The sequence below is a fragment of the Actinotalea caeni genome (genome assembly GCF_009733795.1).
Lineage (GTDB): Bacteria > Actinomycetota > Actinomycetes > Actinomycetales > Beutenbergiaceae > Pseudactinotalea > Pseudactinotalea caeni.
Map to the genome: position 1 here is coordinate 1 of NZ_WNXX01000011.1, position 15,187 is coordinate 15,187.

Here is a 15,187-nt window from a genome sequence, read left to right on the forward strand (position 1 = left end):
CAGCGCCGGCGCTCGGCCAGCCGGGCGGCCGGCGGGCGGTCGGGGGGCGGCGCCGGCGGCGCTCCGGGCGCGATCGCCGCGAGGCCCGCGGCCTGGAGCGACAGCCCCAGGTCCGCGGCCTCGATCGGGTCGCCGCCCGGCGCGACGCGGTCGATCATGCCGGTGCCGCCGGGTCCTGCGCAGAGGAGGCGTCGGCCGGGGCGAGGGACCGTCCGGCCGGGGTGAACGCCGCGCGAGCAGCCTGCGCCGCGACCCGCTGCAGCACCTCCGGCGCGAGGCCCGCCTCGCGCTCCGCGCGACGGTACTCCTCGCTCAGCCGCGTGCGGCTCGGTGTGGGGTTGTCGGTGCTCAGCGCGACCGGGACCCCGGCCGCGAGCAGGTCGTGGACCTGGTGCGTGCGGAACCCGGTGGCGGCGCGGGTCTGGACGTTGCTGGTGAGCGCCACCTCGAGCGTGACGTCGCGCTCGCGCAGCCGGTCCAGCAGTCGCGGGTCCTCGGCGGCGCGCACGCCGTGCCCGACGCGCTCGGCGCCCAGGAGGTCGACGGCGTCGGCGACGCTGCGCGGGCCTGCGGCCTCGCCCGCGTGCACGGTCACGTGCAGGCCTGCGTCGCGCGCCCGGGCGAAGGTGGGGGCGAACTCGACGCAGGGCACGCCCGCCTCGTCCCCGGCGAGGTCGACGGCGCACCAGACGTCCCTCGTCTCGAGGACGGTGCCGAGCTGCTGCTCGGCGGACGCGGGGCCGAGGTCGCGCACGACGATCGCGATCAGCCCGACCGGCAGCCCGGTCCGCGCGGACGCCGCTGCGACGCCCTCGGCGACGGCGTCGACGACGGCACGCGGGTGCAGCCCGGCCTGCCGGGCGACGAACCACGGGGACAGGCGCAGCTCGACGTAGTCGAGGCCGTCGTCGTAGGCGTCCTCGACCGCGTGCGCACCGGCGCGCTCCCAGTCCTCCGCACGGGTGAGAAGGGCAGTCGCGTGGTCGATGCGGCGCAGGTAGGAGACCAGGCTGTCGACGGTCTCGTCGGCAGCCACGTCGTCACGCAGACGGCGGATCGCCTCGGGGTCGTGCCGGTCGCGCGCGAGCGCCTCGACCAGCTGGCTGGGGCGCAGCGCACCCTCGAGATGGCGATGAAGATCGATCATCGGCGTCATGTGCGGCCCTCCCGACCGGGGCTCGGACGCCCGGTCATTGCATGCAATAGGTGACATTGTATGCAATAGTTCCCCGCGTGACGGTGTACGAGTCGCTGCGGGCGATGGTGATGGGGGGTGACATCCCCGAGCACGAGCGGGTGGCGGAGTCACAGCTCGCCGCCCGGCTCGGCGTCAGCCGCACGCCGGTGCGCGAGGCGTTGCAGCGCCTCGAGGGAGACGGGCTGGTGCGGGCGCAGGGCCGCGGCGTCCGGCTGCGCACCCTCGGCACCGACGAGCTCGCACACCTCCACGCCGCGCGCGCGGGCCTCGAAGGCTGGGCCGCGGCCGAGGCCGCGCGGCGCGTGGCGAGCGGCGAGGTCGCCCCCGCCCGGCTCGCGGGGCTCGAGCAGCTGGCCGAGGAGACGCATCGCCTCACGCTCTCCGGCGACCTCGGCCGCGCCGTCGAGGCCAACCGTGCGTTCCACGAGGCCGTGGCGGCGCTCGCCGACAACCCGGTCATCAGCAGCACGCTGGCCCAGTGGTGGGACCAGATCGTCATCAGCACCCGGCGCAGCCTGCACGCACCCGAGCGGCCGCAGGCCGTGCACGACGAGCACGGCGCGATCCTGCGCGCCGTGGGCAGCGGCGACGCCGACGCGGCACGCGCCGCCGTGGAGACCCATGCGCTCGCGACGCGTGACGCGCTCGACGAGCACCGCACCGAGACGAGGAGGACGCCGTGACCGTGCACACCTACGAGATCGGGCTGAGCTGGACCGGCAACACCGGTGCCGGGACCAGCTCCTACCGGGCCTACACGCGCGACCACGAGGTGACCGCGCCCGGCCGGCCACCGCTGCTCGGGTCGTCGGACCCCACCTTCCGCGGCGAGGCCACCCGGTGGAACCCCGAGCAGCTCTACGTCGCCTCGATCGCGCAGTGCCACATGCTCTGGTACCTCCACCTGGCCGCTCAGGCGGGCGTGACCGTGACCGCGTACGAGGACCGGCCCACCGCCGTCATGGTCGAGGAGGCCGGCGGTGCCGGCCGCTTCGAGAGCGTCACTCTCCGCCCGTCGGTGACGATCGCCCCCGGCAGCGACCCGAAGACGGCGGCAGCGCTGCACGACCAGGTGGGTGACTACTGCTTCATCGCCCGCTCGATCCGGACGCCGATCCACCACGAGGTCGAGATCCGCGTCGAGGATCCCGTCGCGGGCTGACACCTGCGACACCTCGCGCCCCGGTGCCACCCTCTCGCGGCGCCCGCGGTTGAGACCGCGAGGCCGTTGTGGGAACGTTGTCAGCCGGAGGTGCACGATGGCGACACTCGAGGCGATCGCCCGCCCGTCGGGCGGTCTCGCGATGGTGGCGATGGACCAGCGCGAGAGCCTGCGGCACATGTTCGACCAGGTCGGTGCCGGCCGGCCCGCGGACGAGGTGCTGGTCCGCTTCAAGCGCGACGTCGCGGTCGCGCTCGGCGGGCTGGCCTCGGCGTTCCTCGTCGACGCCGACCTCGGCGGGCTCGACATCCTGGCCGACGCCCTGCTGCCGAAGGACTGCGGGTTCATCCTCGCCGTCGACGCGCTCGACCAGCAGCCGGGCGGGCCGGTCGAGGAGACCGGCCTGGACCCTGCTGCGGTCGCGGCGATCCGCGAGGGCGTGGATGCGATCAAGCTGCTGCTGATCTGGCGCCGCGACGCGCGCCGCGAGCAGCGGGTCGCGCTGGCGCAGCGCTTCGTCGAGACCGCCGCCGAGCACGGCGTGCTGTCGGTGCTCGAGCCGGTGGTACGACCGACGCCCGAGGAGGTGACGGCGGGCACGTGGGACCTCGACGCGGCGATCCGGGAGGCTGCCGCCGAGCTGAGCCCGCTCCGACCCTCGCTCACCAAGGTCCAGGTCCCGATGGCCGGGGCCGGCTCCCCGGCGGAGCAGCTGGCCGCGAGCGAGCGGCTCGCCGCCGTCGTCCGCGGGCCCTGGGTGGTGCTGTCGCAGGGCGTGCCGCTGGACCGCTTCGCCGACGCCGTCGAGGCCGCCTGCCGCGCCGGCGCCAGCGGGTTCCTCGCCGGTCGGGCGCTGTGGAGCGATGTCGTGGGCGCGGACGACGTGCCCGCCGCCCTGGCGCAGCGCTCCCGACCCCGGCTGGAGCGGCTCGCCGCGATCGTCGACGCCCACGCCCGCCCCTGGCAGGAGGCCTGACGTGCGGATCGGGTTCGTGCACACGGTGCCGGCGCTCGCCGCGACGTTCGAGGCCGACCTCCAGCAGCGGGTGCCCGGCGCCGCCGCGGTGCACGTGGTCGACGCCGACCTGCTCGCCCGCGCTCGCGCAGGCGGGGTCGACGAGGTGGTGCAGCAGCGCCTCGACGCCCACGTGGCGGCGCTGCGCGCGCGGGGCGTGGACGCCGTCCTCGTCACCTGCTCGACGCTGGGCGACGCGACCGAGCGGGCCGGCATGGGGCCGGGCGCGCCGGTCGTGCGGGTCGACGCGGCGATGGCGGAGGAGGCCGTCGCGCTCGCGCAGCAGCGTGGCAGCGGGGCCCCGCGCGTGACCGTGCTGGCGACCGAGCGGGCCACGGTGGACCCGACCACGGGCGTGCTGCACCGCGCGGCGGCCGCGCGCGAGGTCGCGATGACGGTCGAGGCGATCGTCCTCGACGAGGCGCTGACCGCGCGAGCGGCCGGCGAGCAGGACCGCCACGACGCCCTCGTCGCCGAGGCGGTCGTGACGGCCGCGCGTCATGCCGACGTCGTCGTGCTCGCGCAGGCGTCGATGGCCGCCGCGGCGGCGACCGTCCAGGTCGACGTCCCGGTGCTGTCCTCACCCACGTCGGCGCTGGCACGGGTCGTCGAGGCCGCCCGCGGCACCGGGGGCTGAGGCCGGGACGTCCCGACCGCGACGCGGTCCGGCGTGAGGGGCCGTGGTCGAGGTGCCGGTGTGCGGCACCGCGGCAGCCGTCGAGCGAGGTACCGGGCGGGCACGGCGCGGACGACCTCGTCGGGCTCCACGCGCCGCCCGACACACGCTGCCGCGAGGTGGCGCGCACCCATGAGCGCATGGGATCGTTGTCACAGCAGAGGAGGGTGTCAAGATGGCGGCATCCACCGAGGGGCTCGCTCTGACCTGCCAGGTGGAGCCGGACCTGCAGGTGAACGCGGCCGGCTACCGAGCAGAGGTGGCCGGCGGCGTCGACGCGCTGCGCGCACGGCCCTACGTCGACATCCACGACACCGCGGGGCGTCGCTGGCTGCGCCTGTGCCTGCTCGCGGGCGCCGACAGCGCCGACGTGCGCGACGAGACGTGGCTGGTCGAGACCGCCACCCTCGCGCACGAGGCCGGCGCCGTCCTGCTCCGCGTCGAGCTCGCCAGCACCGCGTGGGAGCACAAGGAGGTCGAGCTGCGTCTGACGCCGACCGGTGTCGAGCTGCAGCTGCACCTCACGGGGACCGGCAGGCTCGGCCGCGTGACCTTGGGCGGAGGCACCGGCGCGCTGCCCACCGGTGCGTCCGGGCTGTTCCGCTCCGGCTACGACGCGGGTGTGCTCGCGGTCCCGGTGCCGACCGAGCCCGTCGCCTTCCTCCGCTCGCCGCACCTGCCCGCGCAGCTCGGCGTCGTCGGCGACGCCGACCCCGGGCGGCTGCACGGCATCTTCTCGCCTCCGCCGCTCGTGCTGACGCTCGGTCGCGGGGAGGTCGCCTCGCCCGTCCAGAGCCCACCCGGGGACTGGCTCGCGCTGCAGCTGCGCGCCGCGCCGACCGACTGCGGCTTCACGCAGGTGCGCTGGTCGCCGATGGACGGCGGGACGCTGCTCGAGCTCGACCACGAGGAGCAGACCGTCGTCGACGGCGCGTGGTCGTCGCCCGTGCTGGTCGTCCGGCCGGTGGCCGGCCCCGCCGCCGCCGTGCGCGACCACGCCGCGGACCTGGTCGCGCACGGCATGGCACCGGCGGGACCGCCGCGACCCGCTCGCGCCTGGTGGCACGAGCCGCTGTTCTGCGGCTGGGGCGCCCAGGTCGAGCAGGGCGACGCCGCGCGACGGTCCGCGCGTTCGACCTACGACACCTGGCTCGCCGCGCTCGCCGACGCCGGGCTGCACCCCGGCACGGTCGTCGTCGACGACCGCTGGGAGGAGACCTACGGGTCGGGTGTGCCCGACCCGGACCGGTGGCCCGACATGCGCGCCTGGGTGGCCGCCCAGCACGACGCCGGCCGGCGCGTGCTGCTGTGGTGGAAGTGCTGGGACCCCTCCGCCGCCCCCGTCGAGGAGTGCATCACGACGCCCGACGGCGCCCCGCTCGCCGTCGACCCCGCGAGCCCCGCCTACCGCGCCCGGCTGCGCACGCTCGTCGCGGCGATGCTCGGCCCGGAGGGCCTCGACGCCGACGGGCTCAAGGTCGACTTCAGCCAGCGTGCCCCCAGCGGTGCGACGCTGCGCCGAGCGCCCGACGCCGACTCGGACGCCTGGGGCGTCGCGGCCCTGCACCTGCTGCTGCGCGAGCTGTACGACGCGGCCGTGGCCGCCAAGCCGGACGCGCTCGTCGTCACGCACGCCGTCCACCCCGGGTTCGGCGACTGCGCCGACATGATCCGCACCAACGATGTCCTCGAGCGGGACCTCCGTGGCCGGCCGGTCCCGGTGGCCGACCAGCTGCGCAGCCGCACCGCGATCGTGCGGGCCGCGCTCCCCCGCCACCTCGTCGACACCGACCAGTGGCCGATGCCGAGCCGTGACGAGTGGCTCGCCTACGCCGACGCGCAGGTCGATCTCGGTGTGCCCGCGCTGTACTACGTCGACACCGTCCAGGGCGAGCCGGTCACGACCGACGACCTGCACGCCGTCGCCGCCGGCTGGCGCCGCTACCGGGAGCGGGTGGCGCGATGATCGAGGTCGCCGAGGGCGTCTACCGGGTGGCCGACACCTGCCACGTGTACCTGATCCGCAGCGACACCGACCCGACGAGCGGCATCTGCATCGACTTCGGCTCCGGCGAGGTGCTCGACCACCTGCCCGAGGTCGGCATCGAGCGCATCACCGACGTGCTCATGACCCACCACCACCGGGACCAGGGTCAGGGGCTGCCGCGCGCCGTCGCCCACGGCGCCCGCGTCCACGTGCCGCCCGTCGAGGTGGAGCTGTTCGCGGCCGTCGAGGAGATGTGGCAGACCCGGCAGCTCGACAACGACTACAACCTGCGGCAGGACTGGTTCTCGCTCACCGCCTCGGTGCCGGTCGCGGGCACGGTGCCCGAGTACCGCACCGCCGACTACGGCGGCGTCGCGGTGACCACGATCCCGACGCCGGGGCACACGGTGGGATCGGTGACCTACCTCGTCGAGCGGGCCGGCCGCCGTCTGGCGTTCTCGGGCGACCTGATCTACGCGCCCGGCAAGGTCTGGTCCCTCGCCGCGACGCAGTGGACCTACACCGGGCGCGAGGGCCCCAGCTATCTCGCGGTCAGCGCGGTGCTGCTCGCCCGCCGCGAGCCCGACCTGCTGCTGCCGTCGCACGGCGAGCCCATCGACGACCCCCAGCCCGCGCTCGCGCTGCTCGCCGTCCGGATGGCGCACTACGCCGACACGCGCAGCGAGCACGCCTTCGACGGTCTCGACCGGCTCGACGACCCGTTCGTCCCCATCACCGAGCACCTGCTGCTCAACCGCTCGTCGTGGATGTCCTCGAGCTATGTGCTGCTCTCGGAGAGCGGTGAGGCGCTGCTGGTCGACTACGGCTACGACATGTTCTTCGGCAGCGCGTGGGGCAACGACCGCGCCTCCCGCCGCCCCTGGCTCGAGTCGCTGCCCGCGCTGCGCGAGAGGTACGGCGTCACGCGGGTCACCGTCGCGGTCCCGACCCACTACCACGACGACCACGTCGCCGGCATGCCGCTGCTGCGCGACGTCGAGGGCACCGAGCTGTGGATCCCCGCCTCGGTCGCCGAGGTGCTCGCCGACCCGTGGGCGCACGACCTCCCGTGCCAGTGGTACGACCCGATCCTCGCCGACCGGGTGCTGCCCGACGACGGCACCTTCACGTGGAACGAGTACACGATCGGCGTCCACCCGCAGCCCGGCCACACGCTCTACGCGGTCGCCTACAGCGTGCAGGTCGACGGCCTGCACGTCGTCTTCACGGGCGACCAGCAGGAAGGCGTCGGCGGCCCCGACGGCGACCGCGGGCCGCACGGCCGCGACGTCCTCAACTACCAGTACCGCAACCGGTTCCGGCTGGGCGACTACCCCGCGTCCGCGCGGCTGTACCGCCGGCTGGCGCCCGGCCTGCTCGCCAGCGGGCACTGGCGGCCCCGGAAGGTGACCACCGCCTACCTGGACTACCTCGCGGAGGAGGGCGATCGGCTCGACACCCTGCACCGCGACCTGCTGCCGCTCGACGACATCGACCTCGGGGCCGACGGCGTCGCCGTCCGCGTCAGCCCGTACCGGGCACGCGTCCGCACCGGTGAACCGCTCTCGATCCGCGCCCGCGTGCGCAACCCGTTCACACGCTGGGCGGCCGTGCTGGTGCGGGTGGTGCCGCCACTAGGATGGCGCGTCGTCGAGGGCGAGCAGAAGCTCGAGCTCGACGGCGGCCAGGAGGGCGACGCGGTCCTCACGGTCATGGGGGAGGTCGCAGGGCGACGGCAACCTCTCGCCGTCGACATCACGATCGGCGAGATCAAGCTGGGTCAGCAGGCCCACGTGGTGGTCGACGTCGAGGAGGGGGTCAGGTGAGCACCACGGAGAGCACCGCGCGGCGCGCCACCATCAAGGAGGTCGCCGAGGCGGCGGGGGTCTCGCGCTCGACGGCGTCGCGCGCGCTCTCGGGCACCGGGTACGTCGCGGAGAACGTCCGCGCCCGGGTGCGCGCCGCGGCGAAGGAGCTGGGCTACGTCGTCGACGCCACCGCGCGCAGCCTCAAGCAGCAGTCGAGCCGGCTGGTCGGTGTCGTCGTCAGCGACCTGCGCAACGCGTTCTACTCGGCGTTCGCCGCGGGCGCCGCGCACGCGTGCCGCACGGCGGGCTACACGATGGTGCTGCTGGACGACCGCGGCCACACCGAGGACGAGACCGCCGCCGCCGAGACGTTCGTGGCGCTGCGGGTGGCCGGCGTGGTGGGGACGCCGGTGTCGGCGTCGCTGTCGGCGTTCCTGGCCCGGCACCGTGTCCCGGTCGTCGAGGCCGACCGCCGGTTCGCCGAGGACAGCGTCTCCGCCGTGGTCGTCGACAACCGCGCCGCCGCGCGTTCCACGACCGAGCACCTGCTCGCGCTGGGGCACCGCCGGATCGCGCTGCTGCTCGACGAGACCGACTGGACGACCGGCCGCGACCGCGCCGCCGGCTACGCCGACGCGCTGCGCGCGGCCGGGCTGCCGGAGGACCCGAGCCTCAAGGTGCCGACGGGCTGGGACGCCGAGGCCGCCCGCGCCGCCGCGGTGTCGCTGCTGCAGCGCCCCGACCGCCCCACCGCGCTGTTCGCCGGCAACAACCTCCTCGCCGAGGGTGCCTGGCGGGCGGCGGCGGACCTCGGCCTGTCGATCCCCGACGACGTCTCGCTCGTCGCGTTCGACGACGCCCCGTGGATGTCGATGGTCACGCCCGGCGTCACCGCCGTCCGGCAGGACCCCGAGGCGATCGGCCGCGCCGCCGTCACCACCCTCGTCGCCGAGCTCGCCGGCGAGCAGCGCGGCCCTTCGACCGTCGTCGTCCCGACGACGATGATCCACCGCGGCTCCACCGCCCGCCCCACTCAGCCCGCCTGACGGCGAGTCCCCTCCCGCTTGACCGCGCACCCCGACCCACGCTGCGCAACACCGGGTTCTCACCACACTTCTTGCCACCCGTCGGCCTCGCCGCGGGCGGCAAGACGGGCGGTTAAGAGCGGGGGGCGGGGGCACGGCGGGCGGTTGACCGGTGTCGGCACGGTCTCTACGATGTGGGAACGATGTCACAGCAGTGTGGCGTGACCTTCGAGAGGCGAGATGGACGACGACACCGCGGTGCTGGGCCTCGACATCGGCGGCACGAAGCTCGCGGCAGGCGTCGTCGACACGCGGGGTGGCGTGCACTCCATGGTGGTCGCCCCCACCGCGCGCGACCAGGGCAAGGACGACGTCATCATGCGGCTGCTGGCGCTCGGCGACCGCGCGGTCGCGGAGGCGGGGCGGCCGGTCCGCGCCGTCGGGATCGCCTCCGGCGGGCCGCTCGACGCCGCCACCGGGGTGCTCCAGCAGCCGCTGCACCTGCCCGGCTGGACCGACGTACCGATCGCGTCGATCGTCGCCGAGCACTACGGCGTGCGCGCCCTCGTTGAGAACGATGCCACCCTCGGGATGCTCGGCGAGCACACCTTCGGCGCCGCCCGGGGTGCGCGCACCGCGCTCTACCTCACCGTCTCGACCGGGGTCGGGGGCGGCGCCGTCGTCCACGGCCGGCTGCACGCCGGTGCCACCGGCAACGGCGGCGAGTTCGGGCACATCACGGTCCGCCCCGGTGGCCGGCCCTGCTCGTGCGGGCGCAGCGGTTGCCTCGAGGCCTACGTCTCCGGCACGTCGATCGCGGAGCGCGCCCGTGAGGCGCTCGGAAGCGAGCCGAGCTCGCTCGACGCGCGGCCCGAGGTCCGCGCCGAGCACGTCGTCGAGCACGCCGCGGCCGGCGACCCGGTGGCGGCGCGGGTCTGGGCGGAGACCGTGGCCGTGCTCGGCCAGGCCGTGACCGACCTCGTCAACGCCTTCGAGCCCGAGGTCGTGGTGCTCGGCGGCGGCGTCACCCGTGCGGGCGCCGCGCTGCTGGACCCCGTCGCGCGCACCGTCGCCGCCGAGGCGATGACGCCGGTGGCCCAGACCTGCCGTGTCGAGCTCGCCGCGCTCGGGGACGCCGTCTGCGTCGTCGGCGCCGCCGCACGTGCCCTGCTCAGCCTGGAGGAGGACGTCCGTGCCGGCACCTGAGACCCCCGTCGACGCACCCGCCTGGATGCGCGACCAGCTCGAGGACCACCGTGAGACCGCCGCCCGCGCGGCAGCCCTGCTGCCGATCGCCTACGAGGTCGGACGGCGGCTCGTCGCCTGCTTCGAGGGCGGCGGCACGCTGTGGACGTTCGGCAACGGCGGCAGCGCCGCCGACGCCCAGCACCTCACCGGCGAGCTGATCGGCCACTACCGCCGCGACCGCCGGCCGCTGCCCGCCGTCACGCTGACCACCGACGCCACGGTGACCAGCTGCATCGCCAACGACTACGCCTGGGACGAGGTGTTCGCCCGGCAGCTGCGTGCGCTCGCCCGCCCGACCGACGTCGTCGCGGCCTTCTCCACCAGCGGCCGCAGCCCGAACGTCGTCGCCGGTCTGCGTGCCGCCCGCGCCAACGGCGCCACCACCGTGCTCTTCGGGGGCGCCGACGGCGGCCCCGCCGCCGGGTACGCCGACCTCGCCCTCGTGGTCCCCTCCGACCGCACGCCCCGGATCCAGGAGGTGCACACCTTCCTGCTGCACGCGATCTCCGAGATGCTGGACGCCTGGGCCGACGTCGACGTCGAGCCGAGTCCCTGACCCCGTCACCCCCGAGCCGCGAGGACGCTGCCTTGACGACGCCCGCTCCCCTGTCGAACGCCCCGTCGGGCCCGCAGCCCGACGGCCTGCCGCGCGACGTGCGCCCGGCGGCGACACCGGACCGCACCCTCCACATGATCGGCAACGCCCACCTCGACCCGGTGTGGCTGTGGCCCTGGCAGGAGGGGTACGCCGAGGCGCGCGCGACGTTCGCCTCCGCGATCGACCGCATGGAGGAGTACCCCGACTTCGTCTTCACGTGCGACCAGATCGTGCTGCTGTCGTGGGTCGAGGAGTCCGACCCCGCGCTGTTCGAGCGCATCCGGGAGCGGGTGGCCGAGGGCCGCTGGGTCAACGTCGGCGGCTGGTGGGTCGAGCCCGACTGCAACATGCCGATGGGCGAGTCGTTCGCGCGCCAGGGTCTCGTCGGGCAGCGCTACCTGGCCTCCCGGTTCGGCCGGATGGCCGACGTCGGGATGAACGTCGACCCGTTCGGGCACCACGCGATGCTGCCGCAGGTGCTGCGGCTGCAGCGCATGGACGCCTACACGTTCATGCGCCCGGGGCCGCACGAGGCCGACGGCTCGGCGCCCACGCTGTTCTGGTGGGAGTCCCCGGACGGCTCGCGCGTGCTGACCTACCGCATCCCGTTCGAGTACTGCAGCCCGCCCGGTGACGTCTCCGGCCAGACCGAGAAGTCGATCGCGCAGCTCGACCGCGGCCTCGGCGAGGCGATGGTCTTCTACGGCGTCGGCAACCACGGCGGCGGCCCCACCAGGGCGAACATCGACTCGATCCACCGGTACGACCGGATGGGGTCCTTCGGGAGGATGGTCATGTCGCACCCGCGTGCGTACTTCGACGAGATGACGGCGCGCGGCGAGCGCTTCCTGGAGTCGCTGCCGGTGCGGCGCGACGACCTGCAGCACCACGCGCCCGGCTGCTACTCGGCGCACTCGGGCATCAAGGCCTGGCAGCGCAAGGCGCAGCAGACGCTGCTGTCCGCGGAGCGCTGGGCGGCCGTCGTCGCGCTCCACGACGACCTGCCGTACCCGCGCGCCGAGCTCGAGCACGCGTGGAAGCAGGTGCTGTTCAACCAGTTCCACGACGTGCTGCCCGGCTCGGCGATCGAGTCCGCCTACGACGACGCGCGCGACCAGCTCGGCGAGGCGATCGCGATCTCCAAGCGGATCATCACGCGCGCCCACAACGTGCTCGCCCGGCAGCTCCCGATCCCGCTGGTCGAGGGCACCCAGCCCGTCGTCGTCTTCAACCCGCACCCGTGGCCGGTGCGCGCCGACATCGAGCTCCAGTACGGGGTGCAGCCCACGGGCGTGCACCTCGTGGCGGAGGGCCCCGAGGATGGAGTCAGCACCCAGGTCGCCTCGCAGACGACCCAGTCGGTCGCGACGACGGCGGACAAGGGCCGCGGCGCCGTCGTCTTCCGCGCCGAGGTGCCCGCGCTGGGCTACCGCACCTACCGGATGCGCTCCGGTCCGGGCACGCCCCCGGCGACCGGGCCGCTGACGGCGACCGAGACGCTGCTCGAGAACGACCACCTGCGCGTCGAGCTCGACCCGACCACCGGTGACGTGGTCTCGCTGCTCGACAAGCGCACCGGTGTCGACGTCGCCGGCCGCGGGCCGCACACGCAGGTGTGCGAGGACCCCACCGACACCTGGGGCCACCGGGTGATCTCCTACGCGTGGGAAGGCGCACCGATGGCGCTCGACCGCGTCGTCGTGCGCGAGCAGGGGCCGCTGCGCGCCCGGGTGCGCGTCGAGCGGACGTGGGGCTCCTCGCGGCTGGTCGAGGAGCTGCTGCTCGGACACGACGCCACCATGCTGCGGGTCGACGTCACGCTGGACTGGCGCGAGCAGGCGCACCTCCTCAAGCTGCGGTTCCCGACCGCGCTCGCCGACCCGCACGCGACCTTCGAGATCCCGTACGGCGAGCTCGAGCGCCCGGTCGACGGCGCCGAGGAACCCGCGCAGACCTGGGTGGACCTCACGGGCACGGTCGACGGCGCACCCGCCGGCCTGACGGTGATCGCGACGAACAAGCACGGCTGGGACGCCTCGCCCGACGGCACGATCGGCATCACCGCCGTCCGCAGCCCGGTGTACTCCTGGCACGACCCGCGCCTGCTGGACGCCGAGGGCCACTACTCCTACCAGGACCAGGGCATCCAGCGGTTCAGCTACCTCATGGCCCCGCACGCGGGTGACCACCACGAGGTGGAGCCGACGCGACGCGGCCTGGAGCTGGGGCACGCGCCGCGCGCGATGCTCGAGTCCTCCCACGACGGCCAGCTGCCGCTGGCGCACTCGTTCGTCGACGACGGCGGTGGCGCCGTCATGGTGACCGCGGTCAAGGGCTCGGAGGACCCCAGCGACGAGAGCGGCACCGGCGGCGCCGACCTGATCGTGCGGGCGGTCGAGACCCGCGGCCTCGCGACCCGGGCGAGCATCGCGCTGCCGCTTCTCGGCCGCACCTTGGAGGCCGACTGGGGCCCCTACCAGCTGCGCACGTTCCGAGTGCCTCGCGACGGCGAGCCCGTCGAGGTCGACCTGCTCGAGCTGCCGCTGCCGTGACCGACCGGCCGGCCCTGCTCGTCGAGGTCCTCGACGCCGATCCCGGCGCGCTGGCGACGTCCCAGCACTGGCGCGAGGTCGCGGGCGGCTGGGCGGTCGAGATCGAGGTGACGGCACGGCGGGCGGTGAGCGCCGCCGTCCGGCTGGCCGTCGAGATGCCTGCGCCCGAGCCGTACGTGCTGGTGCCGGGCGCGTTCTACGGCGAGAACCGCCCCGCGGGCAACGACCGGGTGTTCCCCCGCTTCGAGCCCGGCGCGTCCACGCCGGCGCACCACGCCGCGCTGGTGAGCGACGAGTGGCACCTGCGCGCCGACCGCGCCGCGACGCCCGCGGTGATGGTGTGGGCAGGCCCGGGCCGGGGCGGGTGGGCGCTCGTCGTCGACGAGGTGGGCGCGCTCGGCGAGCAGGCGATCGGGTTCGCGGCGCGCGACGGCGTCGCGCGCCTCTCCCTCACTGCACCGATGCGCGAGCACCCCGTCCGCTACCTGGGCGACGGCGTGCCGCACGAGCCCGAGGTGCGGCGCCACGCGTTCACCGCCGACGAGCGGGCGGTCCTGCACGCGCGGCTGTACCCGCTGGCCGCGGACCGGCACGACTACGACCGCCTGCTGCGGCTGCTGCACGACGGCGTCGAGCCGCCCGAGCCGTGGGCGGACGCCGCGGAGGCGGCGGCGGTCGCCGCCGAGGGTCTCGTGCGGTGGCACTTCGACCCCGACCCTGGGGTGCTGCTGGAGACGGTCGCGTTCGATCGCGGCATCGCCGGGCCCGACGGCCACGCCGTCGACAGGCAGGCGATGCACGTCGGCTGGGTGAGCGGCATCCCGTGGGCCTACGCGCTGCTGGCGCACGCGGCGCGCACCGGTGACGCGGCGGCCGAGCGCGCCGGTCGTGCGGTGATCGACCACTGCTGCGCCGAGCTGTCGCCGTCGGGCACGTTCTGGGGCGTCTGGTACCGCGGCCGCGGCTGGACGCAGAGCTGGACGCGGCTGCGGCACGGGCTGCACGCGCGCACGCTGGGCGAGGCGACCGACTTCCTGCTGCGGGCGCTCGCGCTCCACGACGTGCCGGCCTGGCGTGCGGCGGCGCGCTCCAACCTCGACGCGGTGGTGGCGCGGCAGCGCGCCGACGGCAACCTCGGGCTGGTGCACCACGCCGAGACCGGCGAGGTGCTGTCGTGGGCGGGGTCGGCGGCGCTCGCCTGGGTGCCGGCGCTGCTGGCGGCCCGCGGCTGGGACGACCGCTACCTCGACGCCGCGGTGCGGGCGGGCGAGCACTACGCGTCGTTCGTCGAGCAGGAGGCGCTGCACGGCGCACCGGAGGATGTCGACCTGGCGCCCACGAGCGAGGACGGCTACGTCGCGGTGATGGCCTACACCGCGCTGCACCGGGTCACCGGCGAGCGGCGCTGGCTCGACCTCGCGCGGCGCGCCGCCGAGTGGACGTTCACGTTCCGGTACTCCTACGACGTCGCGTTCGGGGCGCGCACGACGCTGGGCGTGCACGGGTTCCGCAGCACGGGCGCCGACCAGGCCAGCTCGTCCAACCAGCACCTGCACGCCTACGGTCTGATCTGCACCGAGGAGCTCCTCGAGCTCAGCGAGGTGACCGGCGACGACTGGTACCGGCGGCGCGCGCTGGAGTCGTTCGCCTGCTTCCGACAGCTGCTGCCGCTCGCCGACGGCGACCTCAACGCCTACCGCGGGATGATCCCGGAGCGCTACTACCAGACCGACTGCTTCCAGCCGAAGGGCATGGTGCTCGGGCTCTCGCACGCCTGGAGCGCGGGCGTGCTGCTGCTCGCCTGCGAGCAGGCGATCGCACGCGGGCTCAACTGACCGCCCCTTCGTCCACAGGTGCCGCCCGTTGCACCCTCGTCCACAGCAGGGGTGCCCGACGGCGGCGGTCCGGGCCGCGGGCG

Annotated in this window: 12 protein-coding genes; 11 read left to right on the forward strand and 1 reads right to left on the reverse strand. The window is 75.1% G+C overall.

Annotated elements, in window-relative coordinates; genetic code table 11:
- Window positions 1–154 precede the first annotated feature (154 nt).
- Entirely contained in the window at window positions 155–1,147 is a 993-nt protein-coding gene (add, locus tag GPA02_RS10885; RefSeq protein ID WP_204986580.1) for an adenosine deaminase, read from the reverse strand.
- Between the two features lie 86 nt (window positions 1,148–1,233).
- Here add and GPA02_RS10890 point away from each other — a divergent pair, with 86 nt between their 5' ends.
- From GPA02_RS10890 to GPA02_RS10940, 11 genes are all read left to right on the forward strand, one after another.
- The gene (locus GPA02_RS10890) at window positions 1,234–1,881 is read left to right on the forward strand and encodes a GntR family transcriptional regulator (protein ID WP_156199965.1); all 648 of its coding nucleotides are present in this window, start codon (window positions 1,234–1,236) and stop codon (window positions 1,879–1,881) included.
- Complete coding sequence (locus GPA02_RS10895; RefSeq protein WP_204986581.1) at window positions 1,878–2,360, forward strand: OsmC family protein; 483 nt, start codon at window positions 1,878–1,880, stop codon at window positions 2,358–2,360. Before GPA02_RS10890 ends, GPA02_RS10895 begins: the two co-directional genes overlap by 4 nt.
- A 97-nt stretch (window positions 2,361–2,457) precedes the next feature.
- Window positions 2,458–3,336, forward strand: a complete 879-nt coding sequence (locus GPA02_RS10900; RefSeq protein ID WP_156199966.1) for a hypothetical protein — start codon at window positions 2,458–2,460, stop codon at window positions 3,334–3,336.
- Window position 3,337: 1 nt separating this feature from the next.
- Window positions 3,338–4,012, forward strand: a complete 675-nt coding sequence (locus tag GPA02_RS10905) for an aspartate/glutamate racemase family protein (protein ID WP_156199967.1) — start codon at window positions 3,338–3,340, stop codon at window positions 4,010–4,012.
- 214 nt (window positions 4,013–4,226) lie between these two features.
- The gene (locus GPA02_RS10910; protein WP_156199968.1) at window positions 4,227–6,017 is read left to right on the forward strand and encodes a hypothetical protein; all 1,791 of its coding nucleotides are present in this window, start codon (window positions 4,227–4,229) and stop codon (window positions 6,015–6,017) included.
- On the forward strand, window positions 6,014–7,864 hold the full coding sequence (locus tag GPA02_RS10915; protein WP_156199969.1) for an MBL fold metallo-hydrolase: 1,851 nt from the start codon (window positions 6,014–6,016) through the stop codon (window positions 7,862–7,864). Before GPA02_RS10910 ends, GPA02_RS10915 begins: the two co-directional genes overlap by 4 nt.
- The gene (locus GPA02_RS10920; protein WP_156199970.1) at window positions 7,861–8,892 is read left to right on the forward strand and encodes a LacI family DNA-binding transcriptional regulator; all 1,032 of its coding nucleotides are present in this window, start codon (window positions 7,861–7,863) and stop codon (window positions 8,890–8,892) included. The genes GPA02_RS10915 and GPA02_RS10920 overlap by 4 nt, the downstream gene beginning before the upstream one ends.
- A 219-nt stretch (window positions 8,893–9,111) precedes the next feature.
- The gene (locus GPA02_RS10925; RefSeq protein ID WP_156199971.1) at window positions 9,112–10,077 is read left to right on the forward strand and encodes an ROK family protein; all 966 of its coding nucleotides are present in this window, start codon (window positions 9,112–9,114) and stop codon (window positions 10,075–10,077) included.
- The gene (locus tag GPA02_RS10930) at window positions 10,064–10,675 is read left to right on the forward strand and encodes a D-sedoheptulose-7-phosphate isomerase (RefSeq protein ID WP_240133996.1); all 612 of its coding nucleotides are present in this window, start codon (window positions 10,064–10,066) and stop codon (window positions 10,673–10,675) included. Before GPA02_RS10925 ends, GPA02_RS10930 begins: the two co-directional genes overlap by 14 nt.
- A 32-nt stretch (window positions 10,676–10,707) precedes the next feature.
- Window positions 10,708–13,269 (forward strand): alpha-mannosidase, encoded by a 2,562-nt coding sequence (locus tag GPA02_RS10935; protein WP_240133997.1) that lies wholly within the window; start codon window positions 10,708–10,710, stop codon window positions 13,267–13,269.
- Entirely contained in the window at window positions 13,266–15,104 is a 1,839-nt protein-coding gene (locus tag GPA02_RS10940; protein ID WP_156199972.1) for a glycoside hydrolase family protein, read from the forward strand. Before GPA02_RS10935 ends, GPA02_RS10940 begins: the two co-directional genes overlap by 4 nt.
- The last annotated feature ends 83 nt before the right edge of the window (window positions 15,105–15,187 follow it).